The sequence below is a fragment of the Actinoallomurus vinaceus genome, from assembly GCF_039542055.1.
In the GTDB taxonomy this organism is placed as follows: Bacteria; Actinomycetota; Actinomycetes; order Streptosporangiales; family Streptosporangiaceae; genus Actinoallomurus; species Actinoallomurus vinaceus.
The window spans coordinates 112,722-128,189 of the sequence record NZ_BAABHK010000004.1 but is presented as its reverse complement, the minus strand read 5'-3'; the positions used below and the strand labels follow the sequence as shown (position 1 = coordinate 128,189).

General features: G+C 71.2%; 15 protein-coding genes and 3 pseudogenes. 13 read left to right on the top strand and 5 right to left on the bottom strand.

The genetic code is table 11. The annotated features are described in order from the left end of the window. Positions 1-87 precede the first annotated feature (87 nt). Both ABEA24_RS15780 and ABEA24_RS15775 read left to right on the top strand, forming a co-directional pair. On the top strand, positions 88-1,452 hold the full coding sequence (locus tag ABEA24_RS15780) for an Lrp/AsnC family transcriptional regulator (protein WP_345431572.1): 1,365 nt from the start codon (positions 88-90) through the stop codon (positions 1,450-1,452). A gap of 56 nt (positions 1,453-1,508) precedes the next feature. After that, entirely contained in the window at positions 1,509-2,240 is a 732-nt protein-coding gene (locus ABEA24_RS15775; protein WP_345431571.1) for a 16S rRNA (uracil(1498)-N(3))-methyltransferase, read from the top strand. Positions 2,241-2,374: 134 nt separating this feature from the next. Here ABEA24_RS15775 and ABEA24_RS15770 read toward each other — a convergent pair whose 3' ends face one another. Beyond that, the gene (locus ABEA24_RS15770; protein ID WP_345431570.1) at positions 2,375-3,022 is read right to left on the bottom strand and encodes a hypothetical protein; all 648 of its coding nucleotides are present in this window, start codon (positions 3,020-3,022) and stop codon (positions 2,375-2,377) included. Then, the gene (locus ABEA24_RS15765) at positions 3,022-3,561 is read right to left on the bottom strand and encodes a SigE family RNA polymerase sigma factor (RefSeq protein ID WP_345431569.1); all 540 of its coding nucleotides are present in this window, start codon (positions 3,559-3,561) and stop codon (positions 3,022-3,024) included. Before ABEA24_RS15765 ends, ABEA24_RS15770 begins: the two co-directional genes overlap by 1 nt. Positions 3,562-3,868: 307 nt before the next feature. Between ABEA24_RS15765 and ABEA24_RS15760 the strand changes: the two genes are divergently transcribed. The 8 genes and pseudogenes from ABEA24_RS15760 (at position 3,869) to era (ending at position 9,756) form a co-directional block, all read left to right on the top strand. Beyond that, positions 3,869-4,219, top strand: a complete 351-nt coding sequence (locus ABEA24_RS15760) for a histidine triad nucleotide-binding protein (RefSeq protein ID WP_345431568.1) — start codon at positions 3,869-3,871, stop codon at positions 4,217-4,219. A gap of 116 nt (positions 4,220-4,335) precedes the next feature. Continuing rightward, positions 4,336-5,043 (top strand): annotated as a pseudogene (locus ABEA24_RS15755) (PhoH family protein); the annotation flags it as partial. Further along, positions 5,032-5,859, top strand: a pseudogene (locus tag ABEA24_RS15750) (LAGLIDADG family homing endonuclease); the annotation flags it as partial. The pseudogenes ABEA24_RS15755 and ABEA24_RS15750, both read left to right, overlap by 12 nt. 264 nt (positions 5,860-6,123) lie before the next feature. After that, positions 6,124-6,468: pseudogene (locus ABEA24_RS15745) on the top strand (PhoH family protein); the annotation flags it as partial. A gap of 2 nt (positions 6,469-6,470) precedes the next feature. Beyond that, positions 6,471-6,953, top strand: a complete 483-nt coding sequence (gene ybeY, locus ABEA24_RS15740) for an rRNA maturation RNase YbeY (protein WP_345431567.1) — start codon at positions 6,471-6,473, stop codon at positions 6,951-6,953. Beyond that, the gene (locus ABEA24_RS15735) at positions 6,950-8,260 is read left to right on the top strand and encodes a hemolysin family protein (RefSeq protein WP_345431566.1); all 1,311 of its coding nucleotides are present in this window, start codon (positions 6,950-6,952) and stop codon (positions 8,258-8,260) included. The genes ybeY and ABEA24_RS15735 overlap by 4 nt, the downstream gene beginning before the upstream one ends. 191 nt (positions 8,261-8,451) lie before the next feature. Then, positions 8,452-8,781 (top strand): cytidine deaminase, encoded by a 330-nt coding sequence (locus ABEA24_RS15730; protein WP_345431565.1) that lies wholly within the window; start codon positions 8,452-8,454, stop codon positions 8,779-8,781. 51 nt (positions 8,782-8,832) lie between these two features. Continuing rightward, positions 8,833-9,756, top strand: a complete 924-nt coding sequence (gene era / locus ABEA24_RS15725; RefSeq protein ID WP_345431564.1) for a GTPase Era — start codon at positions 8,833-8,835, stop codon at positions 9,754-9,756. Between the two features lie 108 nt (positions 9,757-9,864). On the opposite strand, the gene ABEA24_RS15720 is transcribed toward era, so the two are convergent. Then, complete coding sequence (locus ABEA24_RS15720; protein ID WP_345431563.1) at positions 9,865-10,506, bottom strand: hypothetical protein; 642 nt, start codon at positions 10,504-10,506, stop codon at positions 9,865-9,867. A 164-nt stretch (positions 10,507-10,670) separates the two neighbouring features. Between ABEA24_RS15720 and ABEA24_RS15715 the strand changes: the two genes are divergently transcribed. The 3 genes from ABEA24_RS15715 (at position 10,671) to leuA (ending at position 14,042) form a co-directional block, all read left to right on the top strand. Further along, on the top strand, positions 10,671-11,285 hold the full coding sequence (locus tag ABEA24_RS15715; RefSeq protein ID WP_345431562.1) for a tellurite resistance TerB family protein: 615 nt from the start codon (positions 10,671-10,673) through the stop codon (positions 11,283-11,285). A 74-nt stretch (positions 11,286-11,359) separates the two neighbouring features. After that, entirely contained in the window at positions 11,360-12,139 is a 780-nt protein-coding gene (ddaH, locus tag ABEA24_RS15710; RefSeq protein ID WP_345431561.1) for a dimethylargininase, read from the top strand. A gap of 226 nt (positions 12,140-12,365) precedes the next feature. After that, positions 12,366-14,042 carry a 2-isopropylmalate synthase gene (gene leuA / locus ABEA24_RS15705; RefSeq protein WP_425551194.1) on the top strand — a complete coding sequence of 559 codons (1,677 nt, stop codon included), beginning with the start codon at positions 12,366-12,368 and terminating at the stop codon, positions 14,040-14,042. Positions 14,043-14,121: 79 nt separating this feature from the next. On the opposite strand, the gene ABEA24_RS15700 is transcribed toward leuA, so the two are convergent. Both ABEA24_RS15700 and ABEA24_RS15695 read right to left on the bottom strand, forming a co-directional pair. Next, positions 14,122-14,376: a protealysin inhibitor emfourin gene (locus ABEA24_RS15700; protein WP_345431559.1), complete on the bottom strand. Its 255-nt coding sequence runs from the start codon at positions 14,374-14,376 to the stop codon at positions 14,122-14,124. Continuing rightward, complete coding sequence (locus tag ABEA24_RS15695) at positions 14,373-15,410, bottom strand: M4 family metallopeptidase (RefSeq protein WP_345431558.1); 1,038 nt, start codon at positions 15,408-15,410, stop codon at positions 14,373-14,375. Before ABEA24_RS15695 ends, ABEA24_RS15700 begins: the two co-directional genes overlap by 4 nt. Positions 15,411-15,468: the final 58 nt, after the last annotated feature.

Sequence of the window (15,468 nt, the reverse complement as noted above, 5' to 3'; positions counted from 1 at the left end):
GTGCGAGGGCGAAGCGGGCCGTTCCACCCACGGCGCGAGATCGGCGGATTGTTTCCATCCGAGGCGTGACTGGTGCAAGATCGGTGCATGCTCGACGATCTCGACCGGTGCATCATCCACGCCCTCTACATCGACGGACGGGCACCGTTCAGCCGGATCGCCACGGTCCTCGGCGTGTCCACCCAGACCGTGGCGCGCCGATACCGGCGGCTGCGCGGCGAAGCGGGCCTCCGCGTGGTCGGCCTCGCCGAGACCCGCCAGGCCGGGCACACCCAGTGGATGGTGCGGCTCACCACGACCCCGGCCACCGCGCAGACGCTCGCGCACTCCCTCGCCCGGCGGCCGGACACCTCATGGGTCAAGCTGGTCTCGGGCGGCACGGAGATCTTCACTCTCATCCACGCGCCGCACGGCGTCGAGGTCTCCCGCGCCCTGCTGCTGCGCGACATCCCGCGCCGAGCCGGGATCACCGCCGTCTCCGCCCACTGCGTGCTGCACACCTACCTGGGCGGCCCCACCGCCTGGCGCGGCGTCACCCAGGCCCTCAGCGACCGCCAACAATGGGAACTGTCACCTGCGGGGGATCCCGGCGACGCACCGGCCGGACCGGCGTCCCACCCCCGTACGACCCGCCCTGCGCCCCCGACGGGCGCGGACGTGGATCCCGGCGGCGTTCCGGCCGGGTCGGCCTCCGGCCCCCAAACGGCCCGCCCCGTACCCTCGGAGCCCGCGGACGGGGAGCCCCGCGACGCGCAGGCCCATCCCCGTACGGCACGGCTGGCGCAGACGGACGGGGGTCCCGGCGATGCGCCGGCCGGGTCGGCCTCCGGCCCCCGTACGGCCCGCCCTGTGCCTCCGGCGCAGGCGGACGGGGATCTCGGCGGCGCGTCGGCCCACTCCCGTACGGCCCGCCCGGTGCAGGCGGACGGGGGTCCCGGCGGCGCGTCGGCCCATCCCCGTACGGCACGCTCTGCCGCTCCGGCGCGCGCGGACCAGGAGTTGCTCGCCGCGCTCCGCCAGGACGGCCGGGCCTCGTACGCCGACCTGGCCGGGGCCACCGGGTGGTCGCAGGCCACCGTCGCCCGCCGCATCGCCGACCTGCGCGCCCGCGGCACGGTCTTCTTCGACGTCGAGATCGACCCCGCCGTCCTCGGAGCCACCACCCAGGCCCTGCTGTGGATGGCCGTCGCACCGGCCCACCTGGACCACGTGGCGACCACGCTCGCCGGCCACCCCGAACTGGCCGTCGTCGCGGCCACGACCGGCCCCACCAACCTCCTCGCCCAGGCCCTCTGCTCCGACCCGACCGAGTTGCACCACTACCTCACGCGGCGCCTCGGTGCCCTCGACGGAATCCACACCCTCGAGACCGCCCCGATCCTCCACACCGTCAAGGCGGCCGGCACGCTCAGCCCGGTGGGCACGCGGTTCGGCCTGTCCTCGGCGTCCTGACGCGGCGGGCCACTCGGGCGGGCGCTCGGCACGGCGACGCGCCTACGATCGGTGCCATGAGCCCGCCCCTCTTCCTCGCCGAGGCCGCACGCCTCGACTCCGATCGGATCCTCCTCGACGGACCCGAGGGGCGCCACGCGGCCGCCGTACGCCGGCTCCGGGCGGGGGAGCGGGTCGACCTGAGCGACGGGGAGGGCCGGCTCGTCGAATGCGTCGTCGCCTCGGCCGAGCGCGACAGCCTCCACCTGGAGGCCGTCGCACGCCGGGACGTTCCCCGCCCGGAACCCCGGATCGTCGTCGTCCAGGCGCTGCCCAAGGGCGACCGGGGAGAGCTCGCGGTCGAGACGATGACCGAGGTGGGCGTCGACGTGATCGTGCCGTGGACGGCCGCCCGCTGCGTCACGCAGTGGCGGGGCGACCGGCGCGCCAAGGCGCTCGCACGATGGCGCGGCACGGCGCGCGAGGCGGCCAAGCAGAGCCGCCGGGTATGGCTGCCCGAGGTGACCGAGCCCGCGGACACGACCGCGGCGGCCGAGCGCGTCGCCGGCGCGGCACTGGCCGTGATCCTGCACGAGGAGGCGGAGCGGCCGCTGAGCGGGATCGACGTCCCGGACACCGGAGACATCGTCGTGGTCGTCGGCCCCGAGGGCGGGCTGACCGACGACGAGATCGCCGCGTTCCAGGCCGCGGGCGGAACACCGGTCCTCCTCGGCCCGACCGTTCTGCGCACCTCGACCGCGGGGGTCGCGGCGGCCGCCGTGCTGCTCAGCCGCACCGGCCGCTGGTAGACCTCACGTCACGGCGGCGACCGTGCTCCTCAACGGTGCCGGTCGCTTTTACCCGTCACGGGACGAACGTGCCGGTCGCCGGTACCCCTCACGGGAGGAACGTGCTGCCCAGGAGTGCCGGTCGTCCGTACTCGTCAGGGGGAGGACTGCGTCGACGGCTGCTGGGCACCGTTGGTCGGCGCAACGCTCGTCGACGCCGTCTGTGTCGGTGACGACACAGGCGGCGTGGGCGTCTCCTGCGAGGCCGGAGGCGACGTCGCCGACGACGGCCCGCACGTGACCCGTGGCGACGGGCCCGCGGTCTGCACACTGCCGGCCGAGCCGGGCGGCGGCTTGATCGTGCCCTCACCCGGAGGGCACTTGCGGCCGGTGATGACGTGCGTGCCCCCGGGCGTCGTCGGGACCGACGTCGGACGGGGCGACGCGCTCACTCCCGGCCGGGAGGGGTTGACCGGAGGTGCGGCGGTCACCGCATGCTGCCCGCCCGCGACGGCCGTACCGCCGTCCTGGTGGTCGTCGGGGCTGAAGTGCCCCGTCTGAACGAAGGTCTTGATCGCCGGGGTCGCGGACACGGCGACCCCCGCGACGGCGATCGCGGCGGCGACGGCCGCCAGCGGACGCAGCCACGGAATCGCGAACCACGCCAGGAAGCGCCGCTCACGTTTCTTGCCGATCTTGCCGCGGATCTGCTCAAGTCCCTCTGGAGAGGGCGTGACCGCTTCCGCTTCCGCGTGCAAGACACGGCGCAGACGCTCGCCGTACTCGTCGAAGGGTTCGGTCATTAAAGCTGCTCCAGAACGCTGCGAAGCGCGGCCATCCCGCGCGCGGTGTGGCTCTTGACGGCCCCCCGGCTGATCCCCATGGCATTGGCGATCTCCGCCTCGGACAGATCCCCGTAGTAGCGCAGCACCAGCGCCTCCCGCTGCCGCGTGGGCAGCCCGCTCAGTGCCTTGACGACGGCGGTGCGCTCGAGTTCGACGATCGCGCCGTTCTCGGCGCTCGGCGCGTCGGGCAGGCCCTTGGGAGCGTACTTCTCCACGACGGCCCGGTGCCGCAGTACGGATCGTGACCGGTTGACCACCGATTGCCGGAGGTACGACAGCGCCTTGTCCGGATCGCGCAGCCGCCGCCAGGCCCCGTGCATGGCGACGAAGGCGTCCTGTACGACTTCCTCCGCCGTCGCGAGGTCGCGTACGAGGAGGGCGCTGAGCCGTACGAGAGAGCGGTAATGAGCGCTGTAAAGCGCGGTAACCGCCTGGTCAGCGTCCCAGGCAACGGTCACCGCGCCCGTCGTTCCTCTGGCCACGAGGGTCTCGGTCACATCAGTAGGACGCGTGCCCTCGCCGTCAGGTTTACGAAAGGGCATTCCTCGTCTCGCCTTATCCGCCCGTCAGTGCCGTCATCGGGTGTCGTCTCATTGGACGAACGCCGTGACCCAGCAGGTTCGTGCGAACGTCACCCGGCTTGGATTTGATGCGCATCCGGCGCGGGGGTTCGCGTGAGAGCAACGATAACCAGACGGGGGAGTGTCTTGGCCAACCTTGCACACCCGCGCGCGTAACGATTCGTAGACGACCACGCCGTCCCCGCCGCGATAACATGCGCTGACCCCGGCGAAGGAGAGTTCATTGACGGAACAGGACTGTTTGTTCTGCAAGATCGTGTCCGGAGAAGTGCCCGCGAACATCGTGCGCGAGTCCGACCGGACGATCGCGTTCCGTGACATCAACCCGCAGGCGCCGACGCACGTCCTCGTCATCCCGCGCGAGCACCACCCGACCGCCGCCGCGCTCGCCGCCACCGACGGGGAACTCCTCGCGCAGCTGGTCAAGGAGGCCCACGAGGTCGCGGTCGCGGAGGGCATCGACGAGACCGGATACCGCGTCGTGTTCAACACCGGTCCGGGCGCCGGGCAGACCGTGTTCCACGTGCACGCGCACGTCCTCGGAGGCCGCGGGCTGGGCTGGCCCCCGGGATGAGCGGCCGTCGCCACGTGATCGGAAAATGAGTGGTGCAGGCCGGTAACATGGGTGGGACGCAGCCGAAGACCCGACGTGACCGGAAAGCAGGGGCGAAGAGGCCGCAAGGCCGCGCTATGGCCGAATCAATTCAGACCGACACCGCGCCCGACGGCGCGCGCGCGCAGATAAAGATCGTGATCCCGGACGACCACTCGATGGTCGCCCTGCTCGGCTCCCGCGACGAGCTTCTCGAGGTCGTGGAGCGAGCGTTCGACAGCGACGTCCACGTCCGCGGCAACGAGATCACGATCACCGGCCGGGCCGAAGAGACCGAGCTCGCCGCCAAGCTCTTCGAAGAGCTGCTCGCTCTGCTCAAGAGCGGCACCCCGATCACCCCCGACGCCATCGAACGCAGCATCGCGATGCTGCGCGCCGAGACGGCGGAGCGGCCGGCCGAGGTGCTCACCCTCGACATCCTCTCGTCGCGGGGCCGCACCATCCGGCCCAAGACGCTCAACCAGAAGCACTACGTCGACGAGATCGACAAGCACACGATCGTGTTCGGCATCGGGCCTGCGGGCACCGGCAAGACCTACCTGGCCATGGCCAAGGCCGTGAAGGCGCTGCAGGCCAAGGAGGTCAACCGCATCATCCTGACCAGGCCCGCCGTCGAGGCCGGCGAGCGGCTGGGCTTCCTGCCGGGCACCCTCTACGAGAAGATCGACCCCTACCTGCGGCCGCTGTACGACGCGCTGCACGACATGGTCGACCCCGACTCGATCCCCCGCCTGATGGCCGCCGGCACCATCGAGGTCGCACCCCTGGCCTATATGCGCGGACGGGCGCAGCCGACCTTTATGCCGGTTTTGACCCCCGATGGTTGGCGTCCAATCGGCGACCTCCGGGTCGGTGACCTCGTCATCGGCTCCAACGGTGAGCCGACCCCGGTCCTCGGCGTCTACCCGCAGGGCGAGAAGGACATCTACCGCGTCACCGCCCAGGACGGCGCGTGGACCCTGTGCTGCGGCGAGCATCTGTGGACCGTCCGGACCGCCGCCGACAAGCGGCGCAACAAGCCGTGGCGGGTCATGGAGACCCGGGAGATGATCGGCAATCTGCGCGCGGCGCACGCCCGGCGCTACGAGCTCCCGCTGCTCGCCGCTCCGGTGCACTTCCCGGAGCGCGAGGTCCCCATGGACCCGTATGCGCTGGGCCTGCTGCTGGGCGACGGCTGCCTGACCGGCTCCACGACGCCGTCCTTCGCCACCGACGATCCTGAGCTCGCCGTCGCGCTGGAAAAGCTCCTCCCTGGCGTCGAGGTCCGCCACAAAGGTGGCGTCGACTATGTGCTGAACCGCATCACCGAGCCCGGCCAGGTGATCACTATCGCCAACCCGGTCACGGCGGTCGCCCGCGAGCTCGGATTGTGCGGCACGCGGTCGAGTACGAAGTTCATCCCGGACGCGTACCTTTACAACACCGTTGACGTCCGGCTGGCCCTACTGCAGGGTCTCCTGGACAGCGACGGCGGGCCGGTCACGCAAGCCGATCGCACCTGCCGCATCCAGTTCTCGACGGCGTCGATCCTGCTCCGGGACGATGTCATCGCACTGGTCCGGTCGCTGGGCGGGGTGGCCTACACGCGGCGTCGCCTTGCCGAGGGCCGCAAGCCCGGGCGGGCGAACGGCCGTGACGTCGGCTACCGGAGTGACGCCCACATCGTCGACATCCGTCTCCCCGAGGGCGTCGAGCCCTTCCGGCTCATCCGGAAGCGGGAGAAGTACCACGCTGCCGGGGGCGGTGGGCGGCCGATGCGGTTCATCGACGAGATCGAGCCGGCGGGCCGCGAGGAGTGCGTGTGCATCCAGGTGGCCGCCGAGGACTCGTTGTACGTCACCCAGGACTACCTGCTGACGCACAACACCCTCAACGACTCGTTCATCATCCTCGACGAGGCGCAGAACACCTCGCCGGAGCAGATGAAGATGTTCCTGACGCGGCTCGGCTTCGGGTCGAAGGTCGTCGTGACCGGTGACGTCACCCAGGTCGACCTGCCCTCCGGGCAGCGCAGCGGCCTGCGGGTCGTGCAGGACATCCTCGAGGGCTTGGACGACATCGCCTTCTGCAGGCTGACCAGCAAGGACGTCGTCCGCCACAAGCTGGTGAGCGCGATCGTCGACGCGTACAGCCGCTACGACGACGCCCAGCCCGCCCAGCTCCCGCAGGGCACCTCGGGCCGTGGCGGATCCCGCAAACGAGGTCGCTGATCATGAGTATCGAGGTGCTCAACGAGTCCGGGGCACCGGCCGACGAGACCACGCTCCAGGCACTGGCGGCGCACGTGCTTGAGCAGCTGCAGGTCCATCCGCTCGCGGAGCTGTCGATCCTCCTCGTCGACGAGGACGCCATGACCGAGCTGCACGAGAAGTGGATGGGCGAGCCGGGCCCGACCGACGTGCTCTCCTTCCCCATGGACGAGCTGCGGCCGGGCCACGTGTCCGGCGGCGCCGACGACGCCCCGCCGGACCCGGCGCTGCTCGGCGACGTCGTGCTGTGCCCGTCCGTCGCGGCGAAGCAGGCCAAGAAGGCGGGGCACAGCGCCGAGGACGAGCTGCACCTGCTGTGCACGCACGGCATCCTGCACCTGCTCGGTTACGACCACGCCGAGCCCGAAGAGCACAAGGAGATGTTCGGCCTGCAGGCTGAGCTGCTCGCCTCTTGGCGAGAGGCTCGCGCCCGGCCCTCCTCATGACCGCTGTCCAAGGTTGGTTGATCGTCTTCGCCGTCGTGCTGGTGGCGGTGGCCGGTCTGTTCGCGAGCGCCGAGACCGCGCTCGCCCGGATCTCCCGGGTCCGGGTGGAGGAGCTCGTACGCGAGGAGCGGCGGGGCACTCGGCAACTGGCCGAGGTCGTCGCCGACCCGCCGCGCTACCTCAACCTCCTCCTGCTGCTGCGGGTGAGCTGCGAGCTGACCGCGACGGTCCTCGTCGCGGACCTGTGCATCACCTGGCTCGGCGCGAACTGGCGCGCGTACGTCACGGCCGCCGCCGTGATGATCGTCGTCAGCTACATCGCCGTGGGCGTCTCGCCGCGGACGCTCGGCCGTCAGCACCCCGACAAGATCGCGCTGGCCGGCGCGGCGGTGATCCACCCGCTGGCCCGGGTGCTGGGGCCGCTGCCGCGGCTGCTGATCCTGCTCGGCAACGCCCTGACGCCCGGCCGTGGTTTCCGCGAGGGACCGTTCGCGTCGGAGGCGGAGCTGCGGGACCTCGTCGACCTCGCGGAACAGCGACGGCTCATCGAGCCGGACGAGCGCCAGATGATCCACTCGGTGTTCGAGCTGGGTGACACGCTCGTCCGCGAGGTGATGGTGCCGCGCACCGACATCGTCTTCATCGAGCGCGACAAGACGCTGCGGCAGGCGCTGTCGCTCGCGCTGCGCAGCGGGTTCTCCCGGATCCCGGTGGTCGGGGAGAACGAGGACGACGTGGTCGGCATCGCCTATCTCAAGGACATCGTCCGCCGGAACCACGAGTACCGCGAGGGCGAGTCGGTCGAGCAGGTCGAGTCGATCATGCGGCCGGCGACGTACGTCCCGGACAGCAAGCCGATCGACGAGCTGCTCCGCGAGATGCAGGCACGTCAGATCCACTGCGCGATCGTCATCGACGAGTACGGCGGGACGGCGGGGCTGGTCACGATCGAGGACATCCTCGAGGAGATCGTCGGTGAGATCACCGACGAGTACGACCAGGAGCTGCCTCGGGTCGAGCGCCTGCCGGACGGCTCGGCCCGGGTCACGGCGCGGCTGCCGGTCGAGGACCTCGCGGAACTGTTCGAGGTGGAGATCGACGTCGACGAGGTGGAGACCGTCGGCGGTCTGCTGGCGCACGCGCTGGGCCGGGTGCCGATCGCCGGGTCGCAGGCGACGGTGGCGGGCCTGCGGCTGACCGCCGAGAGCCTCGCCGGCCGGCGCAACCGCATCGGCACCGTGCTCGTCGAGCGCATCCCGACGGAGGAGTCCGAGCCGGAGCAGGAGCACGAGAACGCCGACGCCTGATCCTCGCCGTCCGGGGAGAACGGCGATGCCTTTCCGTCCCGGGGAGAACGGCGAGGCCTGTTGGCCGGGGAGGAATGGCGAGGCCCTCACCGCCCCAGGGAGAGCGCCGAATCCTGGCCCTCGCCGCCCCGGGGACGGCGCCGAGGCCTGACCCGCCCGCCGCTCTGGGGGAACTGAGTACGCTGGGGCGCGTGAGCGAGCTCGATCCGGAAGACGCGAAGATCATCACGCTGGCCCGGTCCACGCGGGCCCGTGCGGGTTCCGCGGAGGGCGCCGCGGTCCGCGACGAGACCGGCCGTACGTACGCGGCCGCGACGGTGGATCTGCCCTCGCTGAAGCTGACGGCGCTGCAGGTGGCGGTGGCGATGGCGGTGTCCAGCGGGGCGGAGAGCCTGGAGGCCGCCGCGGTCGTCACCGACGACGCCGTTCCCGACGTGGCGGCGGTCCGCGACCTCGGCGCGAAGGCGCCGGTGCTCGTCGCCGGCCCGGACGGCGCCGTACGGGCCGTCCTCACGGACTGACCGCCGAACGTGCTGTCGGAGCGGGGCGATGAATACGGGACAATCGACGGTGTGACCTCGCCCCAGACTTCGACCGGCACTCGTTTCCGCTCCGGGTTCGCCTGCTTCATCGGGCGTCCCAACGTGGGCAAGTCCACGCTGATGAACGCCCTGGTCGGGACGAAGGTGGCGATCACCAGCAGCAAGCCCCAGACCACGCGGCGCGCCATCCGCGGCATCGTGCACCGGCCGGACGCGCAGTTGGTCATCGTCGACACGCCGGGGCTGCACAAGCCCCGTACGCTGCTGGGGGAGCGGCTGGACAGCCTGGTCCGCTCCACGCTGACCGAGGTCGACGTCATCGGGTTCTGCGTTCCCGCGAACGAACCCGTCGGGCCGGGTGACCGTTTCATCGCGGCGGAGCTCGCCCAGGTGAAGAAGACCCCGGTCGTCGCGATCGTGACCAAGACCGACCTCGCCGACCGCCAGCAGGTCGCCGAGCAGCTGCTGAAGGTCTCCCGGCTCGGCGAGTGGGCCGACGTGGTGCCGTGTTCCGCCGAATCGGGCTACCAGCTCGACGTGGTCAGCGACCTCCTGGTCGCCCGCCTGCCCGAGGGCATGCCGCTGTACCCCGAAGGCGAGCTGACCGACGAGCCCGAGCAGATCCTCGTGGCGGAGCTGATCCGCGAGGCCGCGCTGGAGGGCGTACGGGAGGAGCTTCCGCACTCGATCGCCGTGGTGGTCGAGGAGATCAAGCCCCGGGAGGGCCGTGACGACCTGATCGACGTCTACGCGTGGCTCTTCGTCGAGCGGCCCAGTCAGAAGGGCATCGTCATCGGGCCCAAGGGCGCCCGGCTGAAGGACGTCGGCACCCGTGCCCGCAAGCAGATCGAGGCGCTGCTCGGCACCAAGGTCTACCTCGACCTGCGGATCAAGGTGGCGAAGGACTGGCAGCGGGACCCGAAACAGCTGCGCCGCCTGGGCTTCTACGACTGAGCCCGCAGCGCGGGTCCGCCTGAGCCTCTACGACCCGGTGGGCGGCACCGGCTGTCCTGGGTTTCTACGGCCGAGCGGTCGGCGCGGGCCGGCTTCAAGGGCCCGATGTCACGACTGCGGGTGCCGGCGCGCGAGAGCGGCCAGGCCGAGCGCGAGGACGGCCACCGACGCCAGCGCGGCGATCCAGAATCCCCAGGCGATCGACTCGGTCAGTCCGCCGTCGCCGAGGGTCACGCCTCGGTGGAAGACCGCCATGAGGCCGAGGGCGCCCGGGATCGCCGCGTACGGCAGGAAGTGTTCGTGGACGGCCCGGCCCGCGAGGGCGAGGCCCAGCGCGGCCATGCCGGCGAGGAGGACGATCTCTCCTTGTGCTCCGGACATCCCGTACGAGAGGTGGCTCTGGGAGGTCACGATGCCCCCGAGGGTGCCCCGGCCGAAGCCCGGGGTGCTCCACGTCGTCCACGGCAGGAAGATCGACAGGAGGAGGAGGGCCGCCGCGCCGATCAGCAGGATGCCGATGTACTCGCCCAGGCTATTGGCCGGTGCCGGAGCGGCCGCCGGGGGCGGCGGCTCGGGGGCGGCCTCGGGCGGCGGCGGCGTGAACCACGCCTGAGGCGGTCTCGGCGAGGCCGCGCCGTCCGGACCCGGTGCGGCGTCCGGGGCCGCCGCGCGTACCCTACGGGCGTCGGAGCGGGGAGGTGCGGACGGCGAGGCGTCGGGCCGGGGGGCGTCATCAGGCGGGGTGGTCATGGCGCGGCAGCCTAACGTCCGGCGGCGTGGGAGGCCGAGAACATCGGAGATTCCGTCGTCCTCATCACCGGCCGCGACGGGGCGGGAGCCACTGTTGCTCGGCGGAGCGCTCGGCCGGTGTGGATATTCTCCGATATCAGGTTGAAACAGGAGGAGGGTCGCCCGTGCTGTTGATCTTCGGCTTCGCCGTGTTCTTCCGAACCGTGGGCGAAGGTGACTTTCACTGTCCCCACTGCGGAGGTGACCGGCACTATCGGCACCGGGTGGCCCGCCGATGGTTCACGCTCTTCTTCCTGCCGGTGATCCCCCTGACCCGGGTCGGGGAGATCGTCGAGTGCACGACCTGCCGAAACCGCTTCAACCTCGGTGCCCTGCGCCTGCCGACGGTCCAGCAGATGGAGGCCGCCCTCCCCGTGGCGATGCGCGCCGCCGCCGTGATCGTCCTCGGCGTCGGCGACTCGGCCGACTCCGGGGCGCGGGGCCGCGTGGTCGAGGCGGTCCGCGGGTACGGCGCGACCGACTTCGACGACGACGCGCTCCAGGCCGACCTCGAGAACCCGCCCGGCGACGCGGAGGAGTCGATCGCCACGGCCGGTGCGCAGCTCACGACCGAGGCCCGGGAGTGGTTCCTGGCCCAGGCGGTCCGCATCGCCCTGGCCGACGGGGCGCTCAGCGACGCGGAGCGCCAGGCGCTGCGCTTGGTCGCGAGCCGGCTCGGCCTGACGCCCGCGCACGCGTTCGGCGTCATCGCCACCACCGAGGGGGCCGCGCGCGAGTGAGCGCCGTCCCGAAAGCGCAACGACCGCAGGCGAGCCCGTACGAGGGGAGCGCCGTGACCTGGCAGGAGCCGTCCGTGGTGGAATCCGAGGAGCCGACCGTGCGCACCGCCCTCGTGCGGCGCCCGAGCCCGCGCCTGGCCGACGGGCTCGTGACCCACATCGACCGGACCCCGGTCGACGCCGGCCTGGCCGCGCGTCAGCATGAGGCGTACGTCGACGCCCTGGAGTCGGCGGGCTGGCGGGTCCGCGAGCTGCCGGCGGCCGACGACCTGCCGGACGCGGTGTTCGTCGAGGACACCGTCGTGGTCTGCGGCGGCCTGGCCGTGCTCGCCCGGCCCGGAGCGTCGGAGCGCCGCCCGGAGGTGGAGTCCATGGAGCAGGCGGTCGCCGGGCTGGGGCTCGAGGTCGCCCGGATCGACGGGGAGGGCACCCTCGACGGCGGTGACGTGCTGCAGGTCGGCACGACCGTGTACGTCGGGCGTTCCGGCCGGACGAACGAGGACGCCATCTGCCAGTTGCCCCGGCTCCTCGGCACGCGGGGCCGCCACGTCGTCCGCGTCGGGCTCGCCGGCTGCCTGCACCTGAAGACGGCGATGACGGCCCTGCCGGACGGCACGCTCATCGGCAACCCCGACTGGGTCGACACCTCGGTGCTGCCGGGCCTGCGCGTGGCGCCGGAACCCTCCGGAGCGCACGTGGTCGTCCTGGGGGAGAAGCAGGTCCTCATCGCCGCGTCCGCCCCGCGTACCGCTGAGCAGCTCCGCGACGAGGGCTACGACGTGTCGGTCGTGGACATCAGCGAGTTCGAGAAGATGGAAGGCTGCGTGACCTGCCTGTCCGTCCTCATCCCCTGATCAGCGGGTTTTCGTCTCATTCAGTGGGACCGGTTGGGACGCTCCGGATGCGATCTGTTAGCTTGTACGACGTGCTGCGTGAGCTGCTCCTCCTTAGCGGCCGCGGCGGGGGCCTGTAACAGGCCGGCTCCCTCGCCGCGGGGCTTCGGCGTGACCGTCGGCCGCAGGCACCTGTTCCGGGAGCACCTTTTTCATGAATCCTCGAATCCATCAACAGTCCAGTCCCATGCCCTTCGGCCGGTACGCGCCTTTCAAGCCGGTCGATCTGCCGGACCGTACCTGGCCGAGCAAGACGATCACCGAGGCGCCGCGCTGGCTGTCCACCGACCTGCGTGACGGCAACCAGGCGCTGATCGACCCGATGAGCCCGGCGCGCAAGCTGGCCATGTTCGAGCTGCTGGTCCGCATGGGCTACAAGGAGATCGAGGTCGGCTTCCCGGCGGCGAGCCAGACCGACTTCGACTTCGTCCGCCAGCTCATCGAAGAGGACCGGGTCCCCGCCGACGTGCAGATCTCCGTCCTCACGCAGGCCCGCGAGGAGCTGATCGAGCGGACCGTCCAGTCGCTGGCCGGGGCGCCCCGGGCCACGGTCCACCTGTACAACGCGACGGCCCCGCTGTTCCGGCGCGTCGTCTTCGGCATCGACCGCGACGAGTGCAAGGCCCTCGCGGTACAGGGCACCCAGCACGTCATGAAGTACGCCGAGAAGTACCTCGGCGACTGCGACTTCGGCTACGAGTACAGCCCGGAGATCTTCATCGACACCGAGCTGGAGTTCGCGCTCGAGGTGTGCGAGGCGGTCATGGACACCTGGGAGCCGGGCCCGGACCGTGAGATCATCCTCAACCTGCCGTCCACGATCGAGCGGTCCACGCCGAACGTCTACGCCGACCAGATCGAGTGGATGAGCCGCAACCTGTCGCGCCGCGAGCACATCGCGCTGTCGGTGCACCCGCACAACGACCGCGGTACGGGCGTCGCCTCCGCCGAGCTGGCGATCATGGCGGGTGCCGACCGCGTCGAGGGCTGCCTGTTCGGCAACGGCGAGCGCACCGGCAACGTCTGTTTGGTGACGCTGGGCATGAACCTCTTCTCCCAGGGCATCGACCCGCAGATCGACTTCTCCGACATCGACGAGATCCGCCGCACCGTGGAGTACTGCAACCAGATCCCGGTGCACGAGCGGCACCCGTACGCCGGCGATCTCGTCTACACCTCCTTCTCCGGCTCCCACCAGGACGCCATCAAGAAGGGCTTCGACGCCCTGGAGCGCGACGCGGCGGCGGCCGGCGTGCCGGTGGAGGAGTTCCGCTGGGCGCTGCCGTACCTGCCGATCGACCCGAAGGACGTCGGCCGGTCGTACGAAGCGGTGATCCGGGTCAACAGCCAGTCCGGCAAGGGCGGCGTGGCCTACATCATGAAGACCGAGCACTCCCTCGACCTGCCGCGCAAGCTGCAGATCGAGTTCTCCCGCGTCGTCCAGGAGCACACCGACGGCGAGGGCGGCGAGGTCACGCCGGAGCAGATGTGGGAGATCTTCGAGCGGGAGTTCCTGACCAACGGGCCGCGCGTCGGCCTGCTGGCGCACCGCGCGAGTTCCCGCGTCGACGAGAAGGACGTCCTCAACGTCGACCTGCGGGTCAACGGCGAGATCCGCGAGATCGAGGGCATCGGCAACGGCCCGATCTCCGCGTTCGTCAACGCGCTCGGCACGGTCGGCATCGAGGCCCGGGTGCTCGACTACACCGAGCACGCCCTGTCGGCGGGCAGCGACGCGAAGGCCGCGGCGTACGTGGAGTGCCAGGTCGGTGACCAGGTGTTCTGGGGCGTCGGTATCGACGCCAACACGGTGACCGCCTCGCTGAAGGCCGTGCTGTCGGCCGTCAACCGCGCGGCCCGCTGACCCCATTGAAGACCTGCCGTCGGGCCGCCGCGATCCGGCGGGCGGACGGCCCGGCCGCCCGCGCCCTCAGGAGGGGCGATCAGCGGCCGTGGGCCAGGACGTAGTCGACGAGATCGCGGAGCGGGCCGTGCAGGTCCGCCTCCGCGACCGGCACCGTCCGATCGCCGACCTCGACGTCGTACACGAATCGATCGGCGGCCGGTGCCGGCTCGGGCACACCACCGAAGTCGATCTCGTCGACGAGCCGGGCCGCCGCAGGATGGTCCGCCGAGTCGATCTCTGCTCGGCGGACCATCCCGGCGAACCCGCCGCTGCGGGTGACCGCAACCTTCACGCGATCTCCACGCCGACGGTCGTCCACGCCGCGCGTACGGCGTCGCTCTCCGCGCTGTTCACGCCGAAGAGCTTGCCCGCCGTCTCGTGGGTCATGCCGGCGAACGTCTTGAAATCCGCATCCGTGGGCACTCGGCGGCTGGTGAGGGTCTCGTACCAGACCCGCCCGGCCTTCTCCCACGCGTGACCGCCGATCGCGGTCGCGGCGAGGTAGAACGCGCGGTTGGGGATCCCGGAGTTGATGTGGACGCCGCCGTTGTCCCGCGACGTCTTGACGAAGTGCGCCATGTCGGCGGGTTGCGGGTCCTTGCCGAGGTTCGGGTCGTCGTACGCGGTGCCCGGCGCCTTCATCGAGCGGAGCGCGACGCCGTGCACCGTGGCGGCGAACATGCCCTGGCCGATCAGCCAGTCGGCCTGGTCCGCGGTCTGGCCGAGGTGGTACTGCTTCACCAGCGAACCGAAGACGTCCGACAGCGACTCGTTGAGGGCGCCGCTCTGCCCCGAGTAGTCGAGCCCGCCGGAGTACTGGGTGACCCCGTGGGTCAGCTCGTGGCCCGTGACGTCGAGCGGCCCCGTGAACGTCGTGAAGACCTGCTGGTCGCCGTCGCCGTAGACCATCTGGGAGCCGTCCCAGAATGCGTTGTCATAGTTGACGGCGTAGTGCACGGTCGCGACCAGCGGCAGCCCGGCGCCGTCGATCGAGTCGCGCCCGTACGCGCTGCGGTAGAAGTCGAAGGTGACCCCGAGCCAGTCGTAGATCTCGTCGGCGGACTTGTCGCCCGTCGCGGGGCCGCCCTCGGACCGTACGGTCTTGCCGGGCAGCGTCTGCTGGTGCTTGGCGTCGTGGATCGTCCGCTTCGGCGTCGCCGGCCCGGTGGTCGGCTCCGCCTCGGAGATCAGCTGAGCGGCCGCGCGCGTCTGGCGCTGCCCTCGGTCGATGACCAGGGTGCGCTGAGCGAGCTCGCGCAGCCGCTCCTCGTCGTGGTGCTCGGCGATGTGGTCCAGGACGTGTGGCGGGATGATTGCGCATCTCATGGGGCCACGCTCCCACGTGCACACCCTCCCGGCCACGAACTACACAGGCCGCATCCGG